Here is an 18,311-nt window from a genome sequence, read left to right as displayed (position 1 = left end):
CTCCCCAGGCCAAGCGTCCATCTTTAATGGTGACAGCGCTTTCAGTGGAGTATAGACCGCAATGCGCAGGCCGGTCAACCAAGTTTGGCTGGTGCGCGACAGACACTTTCAGCCGCTTTGCAGAACAAGCTTCGTTAACTCGATGCTCGGCGGCGAAACGCCACGGCGGCTGCCACGGCGAATCCGCAGTAGAGCAGTGAAGTGGGCTCCGGAACCGCTGCAATTCCGGCTCCAACGTATGTGACCACGCCGCGCACGAGAACGCCCGGTCCGGCGAATCCGCCGCCGCCAAACTGCAATTTCCAAGCGGCGAGGTCGTCCGCGTTGACGGCGCCATCGCCATTAGCGTCGCCTTGCGCTTTGGTTGCCCCGGTGGCCAACCCGTTGTTGCGTTGCCAAGCAAGGAAGTCGGCGCCGTCAGCGTCGCCATCGGCGTCGAAGTCTGCGGTGAGCGATGCTGGCGGGACAACCGCGTAGCGAAACACCACGTCTTGGGCTTTGGCGGTATCGAACGCGGCCCCTAGACTCACGCTCGCCGCCGCAGCGACGCTGCTGCTGCCGGTCAAAAACGATTCGCTGAGGACTCCGGCAGCAACCCCGCCTGCTTCCTCCCAACCATTTCCCGAACCGTTGCCGGCCGGAAAGCTGGCAAGATTTTGGTCCTGCAAACTGGTCCAGCTTGCCGGCTTCAGCGAACCCGCGGCGCTCTTAATTTCGTAGTAGTCGACTTGAACGGCGTCGCCCGTCTGGTTTTTGAATTGCACCTGTCCTGTGACCGTGTTGATTTCGAGACTCAGGAATTGCGGATTGGTAGTTTGGCTGACCTGCACGTCGACATTGTCGATATAGGCGTCGCTGCCGTTGTTCACCGCTTCGCCAAACAGCGAGACGCGCAGCTTCGCAGTCCCGACTGCAATGGCTCCAAAGCCGGTTGTCTGCGACCAGACGTTATCGGGGCCGGGGTCGTTGTCGCTGATTTGCGAGAATCCTTGCGACGCGCCGCCCGCATCAAGATAATCGACCCGCACCTTGCCAAAGTCGTTGTCGTTGAGGTAGCTGCTCATCCAGGCGGAGAGATTAACGCGTCCCTTACCCGCGGCAATCGCAGCGGCCGTCGGGCCTGTTGAGACGTCAATGTCTTGGTAGAAAAGTCCAGGCTCGCGGAAGTCTCCAGTGGCCGATCCAGGGTTGTTGTTGGCCGTAAAGTACCAATTACCGGCCCCAGGCGGATCAGCGCCGTCGGCGTAGTCGGGCACGCTCGTCACGTCGGGATTGTGGGAGTAGGCGAATCCTGGTCCGCCCGACCAATCCAGGATCGATGGCGCACCGTAATCGCCCGTCGTGATAAAGTCGGTCGACTCGAAGCCCGGGTTGACGACCAGGTTTGTATTGAGGTTTGCAGCTCGCGCGGCGGCAGGCGAAAGCAAGCCGCTGGCGGCAAGTGTGACCGCGAGTTTGCCGCGCCAGTTGTTGATCTTCATAGTTGGCTCCGCGTCTCGTTCGGTGATCGTTGGTGGCTATTAGAGCTGTGAGGAAAAGGCTGTAACGGCTATCGACAGTTCGCTGATCCGGTGGGACGTCTACGGCTGATCAACAGCGTGGCGGACGCCGCGGCTAGGACCCACGTGGCAGGCTCGGGGACTGCCGAGACCATCGCCGCGAACGCCCCGACGCCGTTAGCAGCGTCGTACAGATTCTTAAACGCGATAAAATCCGCGTGATCGTTGGCCAAGTCGCCGTTGAAATCTCCGAGTCGATAGGCTTGGGCGAGGGACTTTCCGCTCAGGCTGACATGCTGATTGGCGCGGACGATGGCCCAATCGGCGGACGAAATGACGCCGTCGACGTTGAGGTCGCCTTCAATCAAGGGGTTGCCGCCCGGGCCGCCCACGTACTCAACGCTTCCTTGGAAAAGCTGTCCTCCCGAAACGTACTCGAACTTCAGATCCTCCGTAGGAGTCTGCACCCAGGCTGCGCCGAGATTGACCAAACGGCCACTTGCCAGTGAAGCCCCAGCATTCGCCGGATCCGATTCAGCAAGCTTCGTGAAGTCGGTCGGCAATGAGGTTTCGTTCCAGGCATGCGTCGCGTCGACCTGGTTCGGGCCCGGGTTACCGTTGTCATAGTTGTCGGCGATTGACAACCACGTTGCAGGAGACAACGACTGAGAAGTTGAAGTGATCGAGTAGCTCGAAATATTCTTAGCGCTGCCGGTTTGGTTGGAGAGCGTAATCGCGCCGGTGGAGCGGTTCACGCTGATCGCCAGTAACGATGCTACCTGGAAGTCGATGTTATCGATGTACCCGTCCGATCCGCCTCCCTGCAACAACGTGCCCCAAGCGGATACTTTTACGGTCGCGGTGCCAGTCGGAATAGCTCCGGTGACGGTAACTTTGGTCCAATCGGGAAGCGCCCCCGGACCTGGCGTGGCGATGCCGGTGCCTACGACCGTGTTGGCGCCGTTCAAGAATTCAACTTGGACGTTACCGTGATCGGCCTGCGACTGATAGCTATTGAAGTAGGCGCTCAGGCTGAACTTTGCATTGCCGGTGGCGATCAGGGAGCCGGTGGCGCCAGCCGCGACGCTGATTGACTGGGTGATGGCCGTCTCCAGCGTGTGGTGGGGCGTTCCCCCCGTGGTGATCGATCCGGGGGCGAAATAGTAGCTGCCGCCGTTGGCGAGGGGTGTGCCGTTGGCGTAGTTTGGCACGCCGCCGCTACCGTCGTGCGAGTACGCAAAGCCTTGCGGCGTCCAATCGGTGACCAACGGGCCGCTCGATGAACCCAGGGTCCCGAAGTCGACGGATTCAAAACCGCCGTTGACGACGAGATTGACATCCAAATTGGCGGCGTCGGCGACCCCCGCTTGGAGGAGGCCGCCGGCGGCAAGGGTCGCCATCAGTTTGCGTCGTAAGTTCGTGACCTTCATGGATCGTTCTCCAATGGTGGCTTCGGTCCACTCTGCGTTGAGGCGTGATGAGCGATGGGGAAGCGTTGTCAGCGATTGCTGCTGGGCGGCGATTTGAATTTGCCCTGGAATCGTTGAGCGGCCGGTTTGGCGATTTCGCCCTTCAGCCACAACAAGTCGGGATCCTCAGGCGCGATGTTAAGCGCGGCGTCGCAGTCGTTGAGGGCGTCTTCATCTCGGCCCATTTCAAGAAGCAATTTCGCCCGTTCGCGATACGACCACAGTAACGGTTCGGACGCAATTGATTCGTTTAGCTTGTCGAGTGCCGCTTGTTTCTGGCCTTCGCCGATAAGTTTGCTGGCTTCAATAAAAAGTTTGTTGGCATCCGAAACGATCGGCCTGTCGCCGCCGCAACCGCAGGCAGTCGATGCCAACGTTAACGCAATGCCGAAAAGGACGATACGTCGCAAACGCTCCGAAACAACTTCGATTGCTTTACTCTGCATTCACTTAACTGCCAGTGTCGCACTATCTCGCGGTAAACAGGAAAAAGCTCCTCGGCGACTCTGCTTAGTCTAATCACGGGGTGAGCGTGATTTGGCTGTCACGCGTTGCCAAGTCGCGCCATACGATGGGGTCGACTCCTTCGTTCACTAGTTCGGCGGACCCGTCGCACCGCAAGACTTGAGCGCCGCCCGGATGGGCGCTGCCGAAAGCGAGTTGAATCATTTGGCAGTCGGCGCCGTTGATTCCCGGAGCCGCACATCCCTCGCCGATGGGGAATTGATTCTGATAGTTGAGCGGCACCGCAGTCGATCCCAATGCCTCCGATGGATCGCGCGCCGCGTTAGCACCACCCGTGCCATCAAGGTCGTCGGAACCCAGCGCCCAATGATCCTTATAGCTTCCGAGCGCAGATTCTGCAGATGCTCCACGCTTTTCTACGGCGATCGAATCGTGTAACGCTTCTCCAATAAGCATCGTGTTTGAGGTTCCGTCCAATATGTTCTTGATGCCAACTTTGCTCAGCGAGAACAGGACGCCGTCGAGCGAGCCCATTTTGACGTTGTTGGCGTCGACTGTATTCTGACTTGTCACGAGGCCAGAAGCGCTCCCAATGTATGAAGCCGGGGCACGTTCCATCACGAGCCAACTATGCGTCGAGAGATTGTATTGGTGCTCCGGAAGATTCGCGGTTGGGCATCGAAAGACCGGGAACGGGGTTTCGCAGAGGATTATGTTAGCGTAGGTCTTGTCTCCTTCTATCTGGGCTCGCGTGTAGGGACCGCTGCTCGCCCACTGAAAGTTGCCGCCGGAGTTTTCTCCAACCTTCATCCGAGCCTGGGCCGCTGCCGCTTCAATGTACGGAAGGATGTAATACGACCACATCGAGCCTTCGCCGCTGGCCGCACCGACCGGAAAGTGCCCCATCGCGTCGTGGGCCATCTGGAAGGCGAGCCCCTGTTGCTTCAAATTATTCTGGCACTGCGATCGCCGCGCCGCTTCGCGCGCGGCTTGAACGGCCGGCAGCAGTAGCGCAACCAGGACGCCGATTATCGCGATCACGACCAGCAGCTCGACCAGCGTAAATGCAGTTCGGAGTTTTATTGCGCGGGGCATGCCATTGTCTCGCTCGAGGATCCGATCTTGCAAAAATGCCGCCTCGCCATCGAGTTGGTCGTTCAATCTGCGTTGATGCTGCGTCATTTAGTGAGCATCATTCGAACCATGGCCGGCGGCGGAGAAGAGGCTGGATAAACTGCATCCGACGGATCTAGGTGGCGCGGTAATCGTGGCTTCCCGTACCGCATTCGCCAGTTCCTTCGAGCCCACCGTACTCCAATTATGTTAATTTCTGCCGGTGATCGGTCCTACATTTTCGCTGCGCAAAACATTTGGCATTTTTACGGAGTCCTTGGCCAAATGAGTTGTCCAAGGCCCTCAGGCAGCGCTTTATCCGCGACTGCAACACTGACGCCGCCTTCGCCTGACCACGGCCGCCAGCGTCTGCAGCCGCCATGTTCCCAGGCGGCTAGTTCCGTCCGTCGCGATCCTGCAGCCACAGGCCGCCGTGATGCTGTCGCCGAAACTCGCTTGGCGGCATCCCGACGCTCCGCCGGAACGTGCGCGAAAAGAGGTCTTGCTGGCCGAAGCCCGTCGTCCGGGCGATTTCGGCAATGGAACGGTCGGTCTCGATGAGCAGACGCTTGGCCTCTTCGAGGCGCACCCGGCGGATCTCGGCCGCAGGCGTGCGGCCAATCAACTTGACAAAGCGCTGCTCCAAGGTCCGGCGCGCCACGGAAAGCTTCCGCACCACGTCGGAAACGTAGATCCCGGCCGGGGCCTGCTGGCGGATCAGTTTCAGCGCATCGCTGACGAGTTGGTCGTCGATAGCCAAGGTGTCGGTCGAATGTCGCACGTCGATGCGACTTGGCGGAAACATCAGCGGCTGGGCTGGCGGTTTGCCGCCAGCCATCATCTTCGCGAGCATTTCCGCAGCCGCGTAGCCCACCTGTTCCGACGGCTGATCGATGGTCGATTGGGGAGGGTAGGAGATACTTGCCATCAACTCGTCGAACTCCCCGCCTAAGACCGAGACTTCGTCGGGCACCCTGAGCCCCGCATAGTGACACGCCTCGGTGACTTGCCGACCGCGAGCGGCGCTCCAGCAAAGCAGCGCGACTGGCTTCGGGAGCCCTTTGAGCCAATTCACGAGGCTCGCAAGTTGCACGTCCCAGCCATCGTCTTGCTGCTGCACGGCGGGAGCTTGATAGCGGTGGGCGCGATGGCCGGCCGCGACGATCGATTGTTCAAACGACTCAGCCAACAGATCGACGTACCCGGGACGGTCGTTCGTGCCGCAATAGGCGAACTCGGTGAACCCGTTCGAAAGGAAGTAGTCCGCCGCCATTTTGCCCGTCTGTTGTTCATCGACGGTGCAGCGCGCAATTCTTGGCCCGGCAAAGGGATACCAAGAGACGTTGACGGCCGGTAGGCCGCTGGCAGTGATTTCATCGGCAAGTGATTTCCGATTGATCCGCGCGATGACGCCGTCGCCCTTCCAGCCCGCTGGCAGATGTAGCCGTTCGTATCGGCCGCGCGGCTCGACATGAATCAACCAGTCGCCCGACTCATGCGCGTATTGATTGATGCCCTTGATGAGCCGAATCCCCCACGAGGTGGAAGTGTCGATCAGTAGGGCAACGAGGCGGCTCTTCGGCATACGCTTGCTCGACAGAAAATCTCCTGATCCCTCGGCGATTCACCATAACATGCCCGAACCCGAGCCGTTGGCAAGGGGGAAAGCCAAACCCGACGAGACGGCGCCGGTTTCGCCAAAACTGTTGCGCACGGCGGCATTGCAGCGTTCACACTCGTCGCAAACACTGGAGGAGGTCTTGTCGCGGCGGGTCTCAAACCCCAGTGCCGCCTTCTGGTTTGATGGAGCAGAGCGATGCAGCGGTGGCTTCGAGTCTTCGTCTGGGGGTTGGCGTTTGCGACGGCAGCGTGCGGAAATGCCGCGCTCGTTTCATCGCTGAAGATACTCACTTTCAATGTATGGTCTGCCGAAGGGACCACCGCCGGCCGTAACAAGCTTCGCGAGATCATGCAAACCAGTGGCGCCGACGTCATTGGCGTTCAGGAGCTTGATAATTCGGCGGGCGTCTCGATCGCCGCGGCCATGGGTTTTCATTACTACCAGCAGTCGGGCGGGGATATTCAAGTCATTAGCCGCTTCCCGATCACGGCCGCCGCTAGCGGGAATCTCGGCGTGCAGATTGAGCTGTCGCCGGGACAGAACATTTGGTTGTTCAATGCGCATCTGGCGGCCTATCCCTACCAACCCTACGACCTCCGCGACGGCGTCTTGCCGATGAACGAGGCTTCCGTGATTGCGGCAGCGAATAGCGCTCGCGGCGGGGGGACAACTAGCTACCTCAGCAGCATGGCCAGCGCGATCGCATCGGGAACGCCGGTCTTTTTCACCGGGGACTTTAACGAGCCTTCCCACCTAGACTGGACAGTGGAGGCGGCCGCGGCCACCGCGCGGCCGTATGATCTCAAGGTTGAGTATCCAACGTCTAAGCGCATCGTCGATGCCGGAATGACCGATTCGTTTCGTAGCGTATTTCCCGACGAAGTGGCGAATCCCGGCTACACCTGGACGCCTGGTTATCCGTATCCAACCCTCGACAGCAATGAGGTGCATGACCGAATTGACGTCATTTATCATCGAGGCCGCGGCGTCACGGCGACCGCTGCCGCCACGATCGGCCCGGCAGACGGCAACCCCAATACGGACATCGCCGTTGCGGGCTACAATGCGGACCACCGCGCCGTGGTCGCCACCTACTCGTTGACGGTCGCCGGCGATTTTGACGCTAACGGCGTGATCAACGTCGCCGATTGGGCCATACTGCGGGCCAACCAGCACGCTAATCTCAGTGGGCTCAGCGCCGACGACGCCTGGAGGCTGGGCGACTTAAACGGCGATTTTCGGAACGATTTCGCGGACTTTGCGCAGTTTAAAATGATGTTCGAAGGGGTGAACGGCTCCGGCTCATTTGCCGCGATGCTAGCCGTACCCGAGCCGATTTCAACGTTCGGCGCCTTTCTGGCACTGGCGTTTCTCGTCGCGTCGCCAAAACGACAAATATTCTGCGCGGAAACTCGTAGTTGGACGCCTCCTCGGCAACGAAACTAGCCATGATGGAGGCAGGCTCGGTCTCGGTGCGAGACGGCGGCCGCTCCCTTCCCATGATTCGCTTCTCTGTTCCTCTTCGGCAGCACGGCTTGGTTCTCATCGTTCAACGAGCGCCCTCGCTGCCCCGACCATCGCGGAGATCGCCTAATGAAGATCGGCAACTGGTTTAAGTGCGTACCGGCTGCGCTGCTCGCGGCCGGCCTGTGGATTCCCAACTACGCGAGTGCGGCCGGCGTTCCGTTGGGAGATCCAAGTTTTGAAGCGTATGTCGTCCCATCCGTTGGTTACGCCTACGCGAACGAATATCGGCCAACGAGCGCCTGGGTCGATGATCTCGACAGCCCTCCCGGCTACACTCAAGACGACGCCAACAGCAACTGGCTCTATAACGCCGCCTACGGCGAAGCCAGCGCGGCTCATCGACGGGCCGCGCCGCGCACGGGCAACCAGGCGATGCACGGCTTCACCCAATACAGCGCTCAAGAGACAAACGCTGTCTTCGAAGCCGGGAAGACCTATACGTTCTCAATCTGGGCCCAGGGTGACATCGACGCCACGATCGGGGCCGGGTCCGCCGGATCGAGCCGCGTGTTCCTCTACATTTTCGATGGTTCCGTTCCGTTCAGCGAAGCCAATTCGCTGACGTTCAAGCGGTACGCTCCGGACACCGGCGATTTCGTCAATCGCGATCCTTCGTGGACGCCAGCGCAAAGTCAGGCGGCGTGGCGGCAGATCAGTTTAAAGTACGACGTGCTGCCAGGGTCGCCTGTCATCGGCCATCCGGTCGGCGTCGGCTTTTGGGGCGCGGAGGACAACTCGGTCGACGATGCGACGCTCGACGTAAGTCCCACGGTTCCCGAGCCAGCCTCCGTTTTGCTGCTCGGGGTTGGCGGGGCGGCTCTTGCTGCTGTCCGTCGGCGCCGGTAGTGCAAGCTAGGCAGATTCTTTCGATTGCAGCGGCGACTGGGAAACGCACCCAGTTAAATTCGGTTTACAATGGACCACGATGGCCCGTCGATCGAATCAGCCGCCGCGCAAGCCGACGAAGCTCTCGGGAAAGAGTGGTTCCGCAAGCTGGTCCAATGGATCCGCGCGGCGGCATCTTCCCGACGTTCGCATCGACCGTGCTCAAGACGCGTGGGCAGCCCGGCAATTCGATGAAGCGATCCGTCTCTACGAATCCGCACTCGCCCGCGACCCTCACAACGCCGTGTTGCTTGTGGACGTCGCCCGCGCCTACGCTCTGCGCTACCGTGTCGACGATGCCGAGCGCTTGATCGAACTCGCGGATCGGCTCTACCCAGCCGATGCACATCTGCAGCAAATGCTCGGCCGATCTTATGTCCAACTACAGCAGTTCGATCGGGCCATCGCGTGCTTCGAGCGCTCGCTGACGCTCGCACCCGAATTGCCCGAGCGAGCTCAGATTCTGCTAGAGCTCGCTCGGATGCATGAGCGACTTCACCAATTGGATGCGGCCCGTGGCTGCGCCGAGCTAGCTCTCGCGGCCGCGCCACAGTTGGAACGGGCTCGCTGGCAGCTCGGCGTCTGCAAGCGGCGGCTGGGCCATGCCGACGCCGCCGAGGCGACATGGCTTTCAATCATCGAAGCGAATCGCGCGGCCCCGATCGTTATTGCCGACTGCTGGTACGAGCTAGCGATGGTGCGCGACAAGCAGCGGCGTTTTGAAGAAGCATATGACGCGCTTCGCCAAGCGAAGGCCTTACTCACCCGCGCCGCCGCCCCCCAACGCGAAGACGCCGCGGCCATCTCCGCCGTCAGCGGACGCACCGTTGCCGCATTGACCTTAGCCCACTGCGAACGGTGGGTTGAGGAGGCGCCGCGACTTACTCCGCTGCCGGGCGGACTCGCGCTTTTGACAAGCCATCCTCGTAGCGGCACGACTCTCCTCGAACAGGTGCTCGACGCCCACTCGGCGGTCACGAGTGCCGACGAGCTGCAGGTGATGCCCGAAATGGTTTACGAGCCGTTAGGCCAGTACTCCCGGCCTGGTGAGTCGGTCGTCGACACGCTTGACCGGTTATCTCCGGACCAGTTAGATCCGCTTCGGCGGACGTACTGGTCAAGCATGGAAGGCGCCTTGCGGACCCCACTGTCAGGTCGCATGCTGCTGGACAAGAACCCCGAGCTCACCATGCTGTTGCCGGTGGTGGCACGCTTATTTCCTGAGATGCGCATCGTGTTCGCCCTTCGCGACCCGCGCGACGTCGTGCTCAGTTGCTACATGCAGCGGTTACCGCTCAATGCCGTTAGCGTTCACTACCTCACGCTCGAGTCTGCTGCTGAGAAGTATGCCCGCACGATGCGAGCATGGCTCAAGCTGCGTGCAACTATTCGGAATCCGTGGCTTGAAGTTCGGTACGAGGAAACCGTCGCCGATCTCGCGGGGCAGGCGCGTCGTGTGCTTGAGTTCCTTGGCCTGCCCTGGGACGACGCCGTGCTAGATTATCGCCGCCGCACTGAGCAGAAGCACGTCCATTCGCCGACATACGAAGCAGTGACCAAGCCTATTTACGCGAGCTCCATTGGACGTTGGCGCAACTATGCGCGGCAGTTAGAACCGGTGCAGAAGATACTGCAGCAATACATTGACGCATTTGGATATGAGGCAAAGTAGTGATTCGCAACTAGACTCCGCCGAGAGTCAGCTTACGCAACTCATGCGTTTAGCGTTTTCCTCTGCTCCGGAGGCGCCGGGTTCTAAGAGCGTTCTGCAATCATGGCCAAACCACCGCGAGGCAGAAGAGCGGCAAATTCCTTGCTGAGCCCGTCGACGATGATCGATCGCCATACGCCGCAACTACGCGCTGCGCTTGGATTCTGGCGCGAAGGTCGCCGGCAAGAAGCGATCGCAATGTTCAACGCGATTATTCGCGACGATGCAAATAATGTACAGTCGTACATCGTTCCTGCGCGGGCCTACGCGGAGAAATTCGAGTTCGAGCGCATGGAGGACGTCCTGGCTCGCCTCGTGCGCCGCGCGCCGAAACACCCTGGCGTTCACCACTACATCGGCGAAACCTACGGCATGTTGAAGCTGCCGGATCGCGCCCTCGCCGCGTATCAGCTGGCGGCGGACCTTCCCGGCGCCGGTCCGCCAACTTGGATGGAGCTTGCCTCGCTTTACGAGCGGGCCCACCGTCTCGAAGAAGCGGAAGATTTGATCGAACGAACCGTCCGCACCGGGTACTCGCTGGCACTAGTCTGGCTGGTTCGCGGTCGCATTCAGCGACGCCTGAGGCGACTCGATCAAGCGGAGGCGATCTTTCGCGATCTCATTGCCCGCAGCGCCGACGACTTGCCCGCCGCTTGGGAGGCGTGGAGCGAAATCGCACTAATGCGGGACGCGCAGGGCGACTATGCCGGCGCCGTCGAGGCGATCGAGCAGTGCAAAGAAGCGCAGCGGAGGCACGAGACGGCGCACATGACCGTCTCGAATCAAATCCACGGCGAAATGCGTCGCCTGATCGACGGTATCTCAGCCGATGATTTCCGCCGCTGGCGCGACTCGGCCCCGCCGCTTGAGGCGCGAACCGCGCTACTCACCGGTTTCCCGCGCAGCGGCACGACGCTGCTGGAACAACTCCTCGACAGTCATCCCGCACTGACGAGTTCGGAAGAGCGAGACTTCATCGGTCGCGACCTTCTGCAATCGGTCGTGAGTCGCCGCAGCGATCGGAATCTGTTCAGCGCGCTCAACGAACTATCCGACGCTCAATTGGCGACAGATCGCTGCCGCTACTTTGCCGCAATGGAGTATTTCCTGGGCGAACCAATTGCCGGGCGACTCCATCTCGACAAGAACCCCGCCTATAACCTGACAATCCCGCTCGTCCTGCGTCTCTTCCCCGAGACGCACCTGATCGTCGCGCTCCGCGATCCGCGCGACGTCGTGCTCAGCTGTTACCTCCGCTATTTACCCCTGAACGCAGTGAGCGTTCGGTTCCTCGACCCGGTTCGTACGGCCGAGCGCTATGCGCTTGACATGTCGGCGTGGCTGAAGTTTCGCGGCCTGATCGAAACGCCATGGCGCGAAGTCCGTTACGAAGACACGGTGGCCGACGCTGCCGGACAAGCCCGCCTCGCGCTCGAAACCCTCGGCCTGCCGTGGGACGACCAAGTGCTCGGCTACCGTGAGCGGCTCAGCGGCGAGAAAAACAAACAAGTGACCAGTCCCAGCTACGAAGCGGTGGCTCAGCCGATTTACACCCGCGCCATCGGCCGCTGGCAGCACTACGAGGAGTTGCTCGCCCCCGCGATGAAGACGCTCGAGCCGTTCATCCGAGAATTTGGGTACGCTTAGTAGGGATCGCTATTAGCAGGCATTGCAAAAACCATTTACCACAGAGAACACAGAGGTCACAGAGAAGACAAGAGAGTTGGTGTTTTGTGCTTCACTCAGTGCTCTCTGTGTTCTCCGTAGTTAAGCGCTATTGAGCGCCCATTGTGGTAACGATGGCGGTGGGCGAGTTATTTTATGCAGAAGGAGGCGTATTGCCATTAGCCGCTCCGCTCTCAGGCCCCAGCGTCGCCTCTGCCAACAGCTCCGCAATATCGCGTACCTGCATCGTCGGCTTCTCCGCCGCAACGCCATCGCCGACCATCATCAGGCAGAAGGGACACGACACGGCGACCGTCGCCGCCCCCGAGCCCACAATCTCCTCCACGCGCCCGCGACCGACGCGCTGACTCGGCGCATCATCGAACCACATCCGCCCCCCGCCGCCACCGCAGCAGGATGTTTCGCGTCGATTACGCGGCAGTTCGATAATCGGCAGCGCACCCGCATCGGCGTTGCCGCCCCCCTGCCCCGCGACGGCGGCCAGCACCGCCCGCGGTTCCTCGGTGATGCCGTTCGCCCGTGCGAGATAGCAGGGATCGTGATAGGTGATCGACCCGCCGACGGCAGTTGTCGTGGGCATCGCAGGGAGCTTGCCGTCGGCCACCAACTCGCTGAGCAACTGGCTGTGATGCACCACCTCGTACTCGCCCCCCGCTTGCGGGTAATCGTTCCGCAGACTGTTCACGCAATGCGGGCAATGGGCGACGATCCGCTTGGCGCGATGCTCGCCGAGCGTCGCCACGTTCTGCTCAGCCAACTGCTGGAAGAGTAATTCATCCCCCATCCGGCGCGCCGATTCGCCGGTGCAGCGCTCTTCCGGTCCCAGGACGGCAAAGTTGACGTCGGCCGCTTGCAACAGTCGCACGACGCTTCGTGCAATCTTCTGAGCCCGCCGATCGTACGCCGCCGCGCAGCCGACCCAGTAGAGAACCTCGTACTCGGGGTTGTCTTTCACCAGCGGAACATCGAGCCCCGCGGCCCAGGCGAGTCGTTCTTTTTGCGGCAGGCCAAACGGGTTGCCCACCCGATCAGTCTTCTGGAGCGCCGTCGCCGGCGAGCCGCGCAACGCCCCGTCGCCAATGAGGAACCGCCGCAAGTCGGTGATCATCCCCATCGGGCTCACGCCGAGCGGACAAACGTCGGCGCACGCCCCGCAGGTCGTGCACGACCACAGCGTCTCCTCCCCAATCACCCCGCCCGCTAGCGGCAGTCCGGAATCTTTTTCCTGCCCACTGCCCCCCGCCGACTGCCCACCAACCCCTCGCACATTCATCACCCCCACCAGCTCCTGCACCACGTTCCGCGGCGACAGCGGCTTGCCCGCCTCGAACGCCGGGCACATATCCTGGCAGCGGCCGCAGGAGACGCACGCGTCGAGCGAAGCGAGCTGCTGGCGGGTGAAGTCTTCCAGCTTGGCGACGCCGATGAGCCCTGTCTCTTCGACCTCGGCCATCGAGATCGGCCGCAGCGTGCCGAGCCGTTCGTTGCGAATGGCCAGGTTGATCGCCCCGGCGAGCGAATGGATCAGCCGTGAATAGGGCATCCAGGCGATGAACCCTAGCGCCAGCGCCGCATGGAACCACCAGAGCGCGAAGTGGAGCCGGCCCGCTCCCGCCTGATCGACGCCTGCCGCGGTGAACAAGCTCGCCGTCACGTAGCCCACCGGCGAGAGCCCCGGCAGCGGCGTCGCGGCATGGATAATCCGCAGGCCCTCGACGACGTAACCGGTGACGCCGATCACAATCAGCAGGACCAGCATCCCCACGTCGGCCGGCGTCTTAGCGAAACTCCCCGCTCCGCGCAACCGGCGCACCAAAAACATCGTGCAGCCAACCAGGAACGCGACGCCAAAGCTGTCGGTCACCAGTTCGTAAACGGCGTAGTACAGTCCCTTGTGAAATACCGGATCGCTCGCCGGCCGGCCGAGCAAGTCAGCCAGGATATGTTCGATCGCCACGAGCGTGGTGCCGATCAGCAACACGAAGAAGCCGCTAAATAGCAGCACATGCGCCAGCGAGGCGAACGGCCGACCACGGAATCGGCCCTGCAGCAGCACGTCGCGAACGACGCGCTTCAGGGCTGCGGCGTAGTTGACGCCGCCGCTCGGCTTCCCCTGCCGCCATAACCGCACGCGGCGGTAGATACCGTAAGCCCATGCTCCCACGGCCACGGCGGCAACGACGTAAAACAACCCCTTGGCCCAGCCAGGGATGTTCCCAAATACCTCCCGCATAAGCGGCTGCGAGGCCGCGGCCAGCATCAGTTCAGCGGGAGAGACCGACGGCATGAGACTCCAACTTCTCGATGAGCTCGGGCGTAATCTTGTAAACGTCCCCGACGAGGCCGTAGTCGGCGACGTCGAAAATCGGCGCCTCGGGGTCGCTGTTCACCGCCACGATCGTACGCGAGTTTTTCATTCCCGCCAAATGCTGCACGGCGCCCGAGATTCCCAGGGCGATATACACCTCCGGGGCGATGATTTTTCCCGTCTGGCCGACTTGCAGCTCATTCGGCGCGATGCCGGCGTCGACCAGGGCCCGCGAACTTCCGGCGGCGCCACCCAGTGCGTCAGCCAGCCCGCCGACATGTTGCTCGAAATCCTCGGCGTTCTTGAACGCTCGGCCTCCCGACACGACGACGCGGGCCTCGGTCACGTCAGGCCGGGCGTTTTGTTTTGACTTGAGCCCTTCGTAACTCCCGCGACAGTCGAACACGGCGGGGTTGAGTTCGAGCCGTTCAATGCCATGATTTTCGCCCGTCGGCTGCGCGGCGGCGTAGGCCGAGCCGCGCACGGTGACGATCTGCGGCAAACCCTGCAACACGACCGTCGCGGTCACTGCCCCCGCATACCGCGGCGTGTCGAGTTGCAGGCGTCCGTCCGCCAGTTCATGCCGCACCACGTCGCTCGCCATCGCCCCGCCGAGTTGGGCTGCAGCCCTAGGCACGATGTCTTTGGCAAAAGTCGACGATGCGGCTGCGACCAATTCGAAGCCCCGTTCTTTCACGACGGTCGAAATCACCCGCGCGAACGGCTCGGCAATCGGATTCTCCAGTGCCGGTGAATCGACCACGATCACCGGCGCCAAGAGGGCCGCATCCTGGGCGACGACGTCAACTTTATGGCCCAGCACCAGCCAACTCACGTCCCCGCCAGTCGCCGCAGCTACCGACTGCGCGAACGCCAGCGCCGAGAGGCTGGCTCCCCGCACAGCCGTACCATCATGTTCCGCAACGACGACGATCCTCATGCTCATTCCTACGCCTGTGCTCCCACATCCTGCCGCAACCGCTCGACCAGCTCGTCGACGCTGCGTAATCGCTCGCCGCGACGGACCGTTTCGCTCGAATGGTACCGCAGAACTTCGACTCGTGGTTCCAGCGCGACGCCCAACTCTGCCAAGGGAATCATGTCGAGCGGCTTCTTCTTTGCCTTCATGATCCCCGCCATCGAGGCGTAGCGCGGCTCGCTGAGCCGCAGGTCGGTCGTCACGACGGCCGGCAGCGGGAGTCGCAGCGTTTCGATGCCATGATCGGTCTCGCGATCAACGCGAATCTCGCCCGCGAGCAACTCCACCCGCGAAGCAAACGTCGCCTGCGGCCAATCGAGGAGTGCGGCCAAAAACTGCCCCGTCTGGTTGGCGTCGTCATCGACCGCCTGCTTCCCCATCAGCACGAGGTCAGGCTGCTCGCGCAGGACGATCTCCTTAAGCAACCGGGCGACGTTCCAAGGATCGAGCGGCTGATCGCATTCGATGCAAATCGCCCGCGTGGAGCCCATCGCCAGGGCCGTCCGCAGTTGCTGCACATAGTCGGCCTCGCCGATGCCGACGGCGACCACTTCGGAGTCGTCCCCCAATTTCTCGACGATCCGCACCCCTTCTTCCAGGGCGATCGCGTCGAACGGGTTGACGACGAACGGCAAATGATCCGACGCGACGCCCGACCCGTCGGCCGTCGCGGTGATCTTCTGATCGGTGTCGGGGACCCGCTTGGTCGGTACCAGAATCTTCATCAGGCGTGGCCGGTGGCGACAGGAGTCGCTTTCTCGATTTTCGTGTAATAATTGCCGGCCATCTCGAAGCAGCGTCGCTCGATATCGGCGCGAGTCATGTAACCGGGCAATTCAAAGTAGCGATCAGCTTCGATCGACTCGCAATCATAGCTGCTCTGCCCGTCGAGAATCAGTTGGGACATAATCAGCCCGATCGTCGGGCTCTGGACGATACCGTGGCCCGAGAAGCCGGCGCAGTGATAGAGCCCTTCCAGGTCGGGCATCTCGCCGCAGAATGGCCGAGCGTCTGGCGTGAACGTCATGATGCCGGTGGTGATCGTCATCGGCGTCCGCTCGTCGATCCACGGGAAACGGGCGTTCGTCGCTTCCAGCAGGCGGGCTACCTGAATCGAATCGCGGGCCGCCTTCATCCGCGACATGTCGAAGTCGACCGGAAGCTTCCGCATGTTGTGCTGGTCGGGCTCGGCGTCGTAGATGCCGACGATCAGGCCGCCGCTCTCGGGCCGCGTGTAGAGCCGCAACTCGCGATCGCGAATCGCCGGGCTCATCCGGTCGACCGGGTGGTTCGGATCGGGCCGCGTCGTGAGGTAGTAATGCCCAATCGCCGCCGTCGGCAGCGTCGCATTGGCAAGTTCGGCGTTGAGGTACGACCACGGTCCGCCAGCGTTCACCACTTTCGGCGCGTGATACTCACCCTCGGCCGTCCGCACCCCTTGGACGCGACCGCCGGCGTGCAGAATTTCGATCACCGGCGAGTTCGTCTTGTACTGGACGCCGCAATCTTTGCCGACTTTCAAATAACCGCTCACTAGCTCCGCCGGCTGCAGATGGCCGTCAGTAGGGCAATAGCAGGCGTCGAGCAGATCGTCGGTTCGCATGTACGGCAGCTTCTTCGCCACCTCGCTCGCCGGCAGGTGCTCGATGTCGAAGCCGATCGACTTTCCCATCGCCACCAGCGAGGCGATCTCCGCGGCCCGTTCCGGCGTCTCGGCGACCCGCAGCGAACCTGTTTGGACGAAGATTTCGGTCCCGGTCGTTTTTTCAAGCTGCCGAACGATCTCGATGCCGTCGATCAGCATGCGAGTATGCTCGACGTTGCCGCGCAACTGGCCAAGTAACCCGGCGGCGCGTCCGGTCGATCCATTGCCGATCCGTTCGCGCTCCAGCACGATGACGCTGGCGCCGCGGAGGGCCAATTGCATGGCGGTGCTGAGCCCAGCGACGCCGGCTCCTATAACGATCACATCGGCCGATTGCATTGTCATATCGTTAGGTTGCCGTCGTCCTCAGTTCGTCTTAAATGCGGGAAGATTCAATACGCCCACACCGTCACCCTGCTCCCCACACAGCGAGAACCGCTCGCAGAGGGGGCTCCGCACTCGTCGCCACGACGCTGAGCCGCCGACTATGCCGAGCCGGACGAAAATCCCGCCATTCCAGGCGGCGTTCGCAGTCCTACACCGTCACTTTACTCTAAATCGACTCTGAAAAACCCGACAGGCCGGCAGGCGCAATTCTGATGGCAAAACGCGCGTCCGCTCAGCCCTCTAGCCCCCGGCTACGCCGGGGGGGGTAGCGCCGCCGACCGCGACGGCATCGAGCGCGCATCGACCCCCGGGCGGAGCCAGGGGCTACAAGTTCCAGCGCCTACAGCTTCCCATCCAAACCCTTCTGATGATAGCTATGAACAATCTTGTCCTGATTCTCCAGCAGCCATTCAATCGTCGGCTCGCCGCTCATCGCCTTCTTGATGGCCAAGTGCATCGACTTGCGGTGGGTGTTGAACAGGTCCTCATAATCCAGATCGGTCGCCTCGACGACTTCCGGGTAGAGCCAGATCGCCGCGATGATCCCGATCTTCTCGCATTGGTCTCGCGGAATCGTCCCGTCTCTCACCGCGTCGAGCACGCCGTGCGCAATGCCCGCCTGAACCGACCCCATCAGAATGCTCGTGTACTTGTTCTTCTTGACGGTCACCTTGCTGACCATCAACGTTGCCGGCTTCACCGCGACGTCGGCGTTCAGCAGTGCCAACACTCGGGTGTGCCCTTCGACTTGACCGCCAAGGAGGTTGGCGAAGGCCACGCCGACCGGGCCGTTCAGATCGCCAATCATCAGTTCCGGCTCGGCCGCCGCCAGCCGATGCCGTTCTCCGCGAACAAGCGCCTCGCCAATGCGGGGATAGTTCATCGCCATCGATCCTTTGTTGAAGTGAGTGACGTCAATTCTTCACATGGTGAAGGAACCGTCCGATTCTGCATGACGGTTTCCGCATTCGTCACCCAGAAATTGCGCATCCAATCCGGCGATTCACCAGATTCGT

Annotated in this window: 14 protein-coding genes; 4 read left to right on the top strand and 10 right to left on the bottom strand. The window is 61.6% G+C overall.

The window, feature by feature from the left end:
- Window positions 1-134: 134 nt before the first annotated feature.
- The 5 genes from I41_RS16145 to I41_RS16130 all read right to left on the bottom strand — a co-directional run bounded on the left by I41_RS16145 (window position 135) and on the right by I41_RS16130 (window position 6,131).
- Window positions 135-1,481 (bottom strand): hypothetical protein, encoded by a 1,347-nt coding sequence (locus tag I41_RS16145; RefSeq protein ID WP_145433955.1) that lies wholly within the window; start codon window positions 1,479-1,481, stop codon window positions 135-137.
- A 68-nt stretch (window positions 1,482-1,549) separates the two neighbouring features.
- The gene (locus I41_RS16140) at window positions 1,550-2,929 is read right to left on the bottom strand and encodes a hypothetical protein (protein WP_145433954.1); all 1,380 of its coding nucleotides are present in this window, start codon (window positions 2,927-2,929) and stop codon (window positions 1,550-1,552) included.
- 68 nt (window positions 2,930-2,997) lie between these two features.
- Window positions 2,998-3,342 (bottom strand): hypothetical protein, encoded by a 345-nt coding sequence (locus tag I41_RS27760; protein ID WP_210420966.1) that lies wholly within the window; start codon window positions 3,340-3,342, stop codon window positions 2,998-3,000.
- A gap of 145 nt (window positions 3,343-3,487) precedes the next feature.
- Complete coding sequence (locus I41_RS16135; RefSeq protein WP_145433953.1) at window positions 3,488-4,615, bottom strand: DUF1559 family PulG-like putative transporter; 1,128 nt, start codon at window positions 4,613-4,615, stop codon at window positions 3,488-3,490.
- 325 nt (window positions 4,616-4,940) lie between these two features.
- Complete coding sequence (locus tag I41_RS16130; RefSeq protein ID WP_145433952.1) at window positions 4,941-6,131, bottom strand: AraC family transcriptional regulator; 1,191 nt, start codon at window positions 6,129-6,131, stop codon at window positions 4,941-4,943.
- A 231-nt stretch (window positions 6,132-6,362) separates the two neighbouring features.
- Between I41_RS16130 and I41_RS16125 the strand changes: the two genes are divergently transcribed.
- From I41_RS16125 to I41_RS16110, 4 genes are all read left to right on the top strand, one after another.
- A complete protein-coding gene (locus I41_RS16125; RefSeq protein WP_145433951.1) occupies window positions 6,363-7,613 on the top strand; it encodes an endonuclease/exonuclease/phosphatase family protein in 1,251 nt (416 codons plus the stop codon).
- Between the two features lie 147 nt (window positions 7,614-7,760).
- Window positions 7,761-8,540 carry a PEP-CTERM sorting domain-containing protein gene (locus I41_RS16120; protein WP_145433950.1) on the top strand — a complete coding sequence of 260 codons (780 nt, stop codon included), beginning with the start codon at window positions 7,761-7,763 and terminating at the stop codon, window positions 8,538-8,540.
- Between the two features lie 79 nt (window positions 8,541-8,619).
- Complete coding sequence (locus I41_RS16115) at window positions 8,620-10,251, top strand: tetratricopeptide repeat-containing sulfotransferase family protein (protein ID WP_145433949.1); 1,632 nt, start codon at window positions 8,620-8,622, stop codon at window positions 10,249-10,251.
- A gap of 159 nt (window positions 10,252-10,410) precedes the next feature.
- Window positions 10,411-11,937: a tetratricopeptide repeat-containing sulfotransferase family protein gene (locus tag I41_RS16110; RefSeq protein ID WP_168206947.1), complete on the top strand. Its 1,527-nt coding sequence runs from the start codon at window positions 10,411-10,413 to the stop codon at window positions 11,935-11,937.
- A gap of 172 nt (window positions 11,938-12,109) precedes the next feature.
- On the opposite strand, the gene I41_RS16105 is transcribed toward I41_RS16110, so the two are convergent.
- From I41_RS16105 to fae, 5 genes are all read right to left on the bottom strand, one after another.
- Entirely contained in the window at window positions 12,110-14,263 is a 2,154-nt protein-coding gene (locus I41_RS16105) for a heterodisulfide reductase-related iron-sulfur binding cluster (protein WP_145433947.1), read from the bottom strand.
- Entirely contained in the window at window positions 14,241-15,224 is a 984-nt protein-coding gene (locus I41_RS16100) for an electron transfer flavoprotein subunit alpha/FixB family protein (RefSeq protein ID WP_168206946.1), read from the bottom strand. The genes I41_RS16105 and I41_RS16100 overlap by 23 nt, the downstream gene beginning before the upstream one ends.
- An 8-nt stretch (window positions 15,225-15,232) precedes the next feature.
- Complete coding sequence (locus I41_RS16095; protein ID WP_145433945.1) at window positions 15,233-15,988, bottom strand: electron transfer flavoprotein subunit beta/FixA family protein; 756 nt, start codon at window positions 15,986-15,988, stop codon at window positions 15,233-15,235.
- Window positions 15,988-17,247, bottom strand: a complete 1,260-nt coding sequence (locus I41_RS16090) for an NAD(P)/FAD-dependent oxidoreductase (RefSeq protein WP_168206945.1) — start codon at window positions 17,245-17,247, stop codon at window positions 15,988-15,990. Before I41_RS16090 ends, I41_RS16095 begins: the two co-directional genes overlap by 1 nt.
- 388 nt (window positions 17,248-17,635) lie before the next feature.
- Window positions 17,636-18,178 (bottom strand): formaldehyde-activating enzyme, encoded by a 543-nt coding sequence (fae, locus tag I41_RS16085; protein ID WP_145433943.1) that lies wholly within the window; start codon window positions 18,176-18,178, stop codon window positions 17,636-17,638.
- Window positions 18,179-18,311 lie beyond the last annotated feature (133 nt).

Origin of the sequence: Lacipirellula limnantheis, assembly GCF_007746075.1 — a bacterium.
In the GTDB taxonomy this organism is placed as follows: domain Bacteria; phylum Planctomycetota; class Planctomycetia; order Pirellulales; family Lacipirellulaceae; genus Lacipirellula; species Lacipirellula limnantheis.
This window is presented reverse-complemented; position numbering and strand designations above follow the sequence as displayed.

Bases quoted from the DNA above. Each gene is read 5' to 3' on its own strand.
- I41_RS16145 (WP_145433955.1), bottom strand. From the start codon at position 1,481: ATGAAGATCAACAACTGGCGCGGCAAACTCGCGGTCACACTTGCCGCC.
- I41_RS16140 (WP_145433954.1), bottom strand. From the start codon at position 2,929: ATGAAGGTCACGAACTTACGACGCAAACTGATGGCGACCCTTGCCGCC.
- I41_RS16135 (WP_145433953.1), bottom strand. From the start codon at position 4,615: ATGACGCAGCATCAACGCAGATTGAACGACCAACTCGATGGCGAGGCG.
- I41_RS16130 (WP_145433952.1), bottom strand. From the start codon at position 6,131: ATGCCGAAGAGCCGCCTCGTTGCCCTACTGATCGACACTTCCACCTCG.
- I41_RS16125 (WP_145433951.1), top strand. From the start codon at position 6,363: ATGCAGCGGTGGCTTCGAGTCTTCGTCTGGGGGTTGGCGTTTGCGACG.
- I41_RS16120 (WP_145433950.1), top strand. From the start codon at position 7,761: ATGAAGATCGGCAACTGGTTTAAGTGCGTACCGGCTGCGCTGCTCGCG.
- I41_RS16115 (WP_145433949.1), top strand. From the start codon at position 8,620: ATGGCCCGTCGATCGAATCAGCCGCCGCGCAAGCCGACGAAGCTCTCG.
- I41_RS16110 (WP_168206947.1), top strand. From the start codon at position 10,411: ATGATCGATCGCCATACGCCGCAACTACGCGCTGCGCTTGGATTCTGG.
- I41_RS16105 (WP_145433947.1), bottom strand. From the start codon at position 14,263: ATGCCGTCGGTCTCTCCCGCTGAACTGATGCTGGCCGCGGCCTCGCAG.
- I41_RS16100 (WP_168206946.1), bottom strand. From the start codon at position 15,224: ATGAGGATCGTCGTCGTTGCGGAACATGATGGTACGGCTGTGCGGGGA.
- I41_RS16095 (WP_145433945.1), bottom strand. From the start codon at position 15,988: ATGAAGATTCTGGTACCGACCAAGCGGGTCCCCGACACCGATCAGAAG.
- I41_RS16090 (WP_168206945.1), bottom strand. From the start codon at position 17,247: ATGCAATCGGCCGATGTGATCGTTATAGGAGCCGGCGTCGCTGGGCTC.
- fae (WP_145433943.1), bottom strand. From the start codon at position 18,178: ATGAACTATCCCCGCATTGGCGAGGCGCTTGTTCGCGGAGAACGGCAT.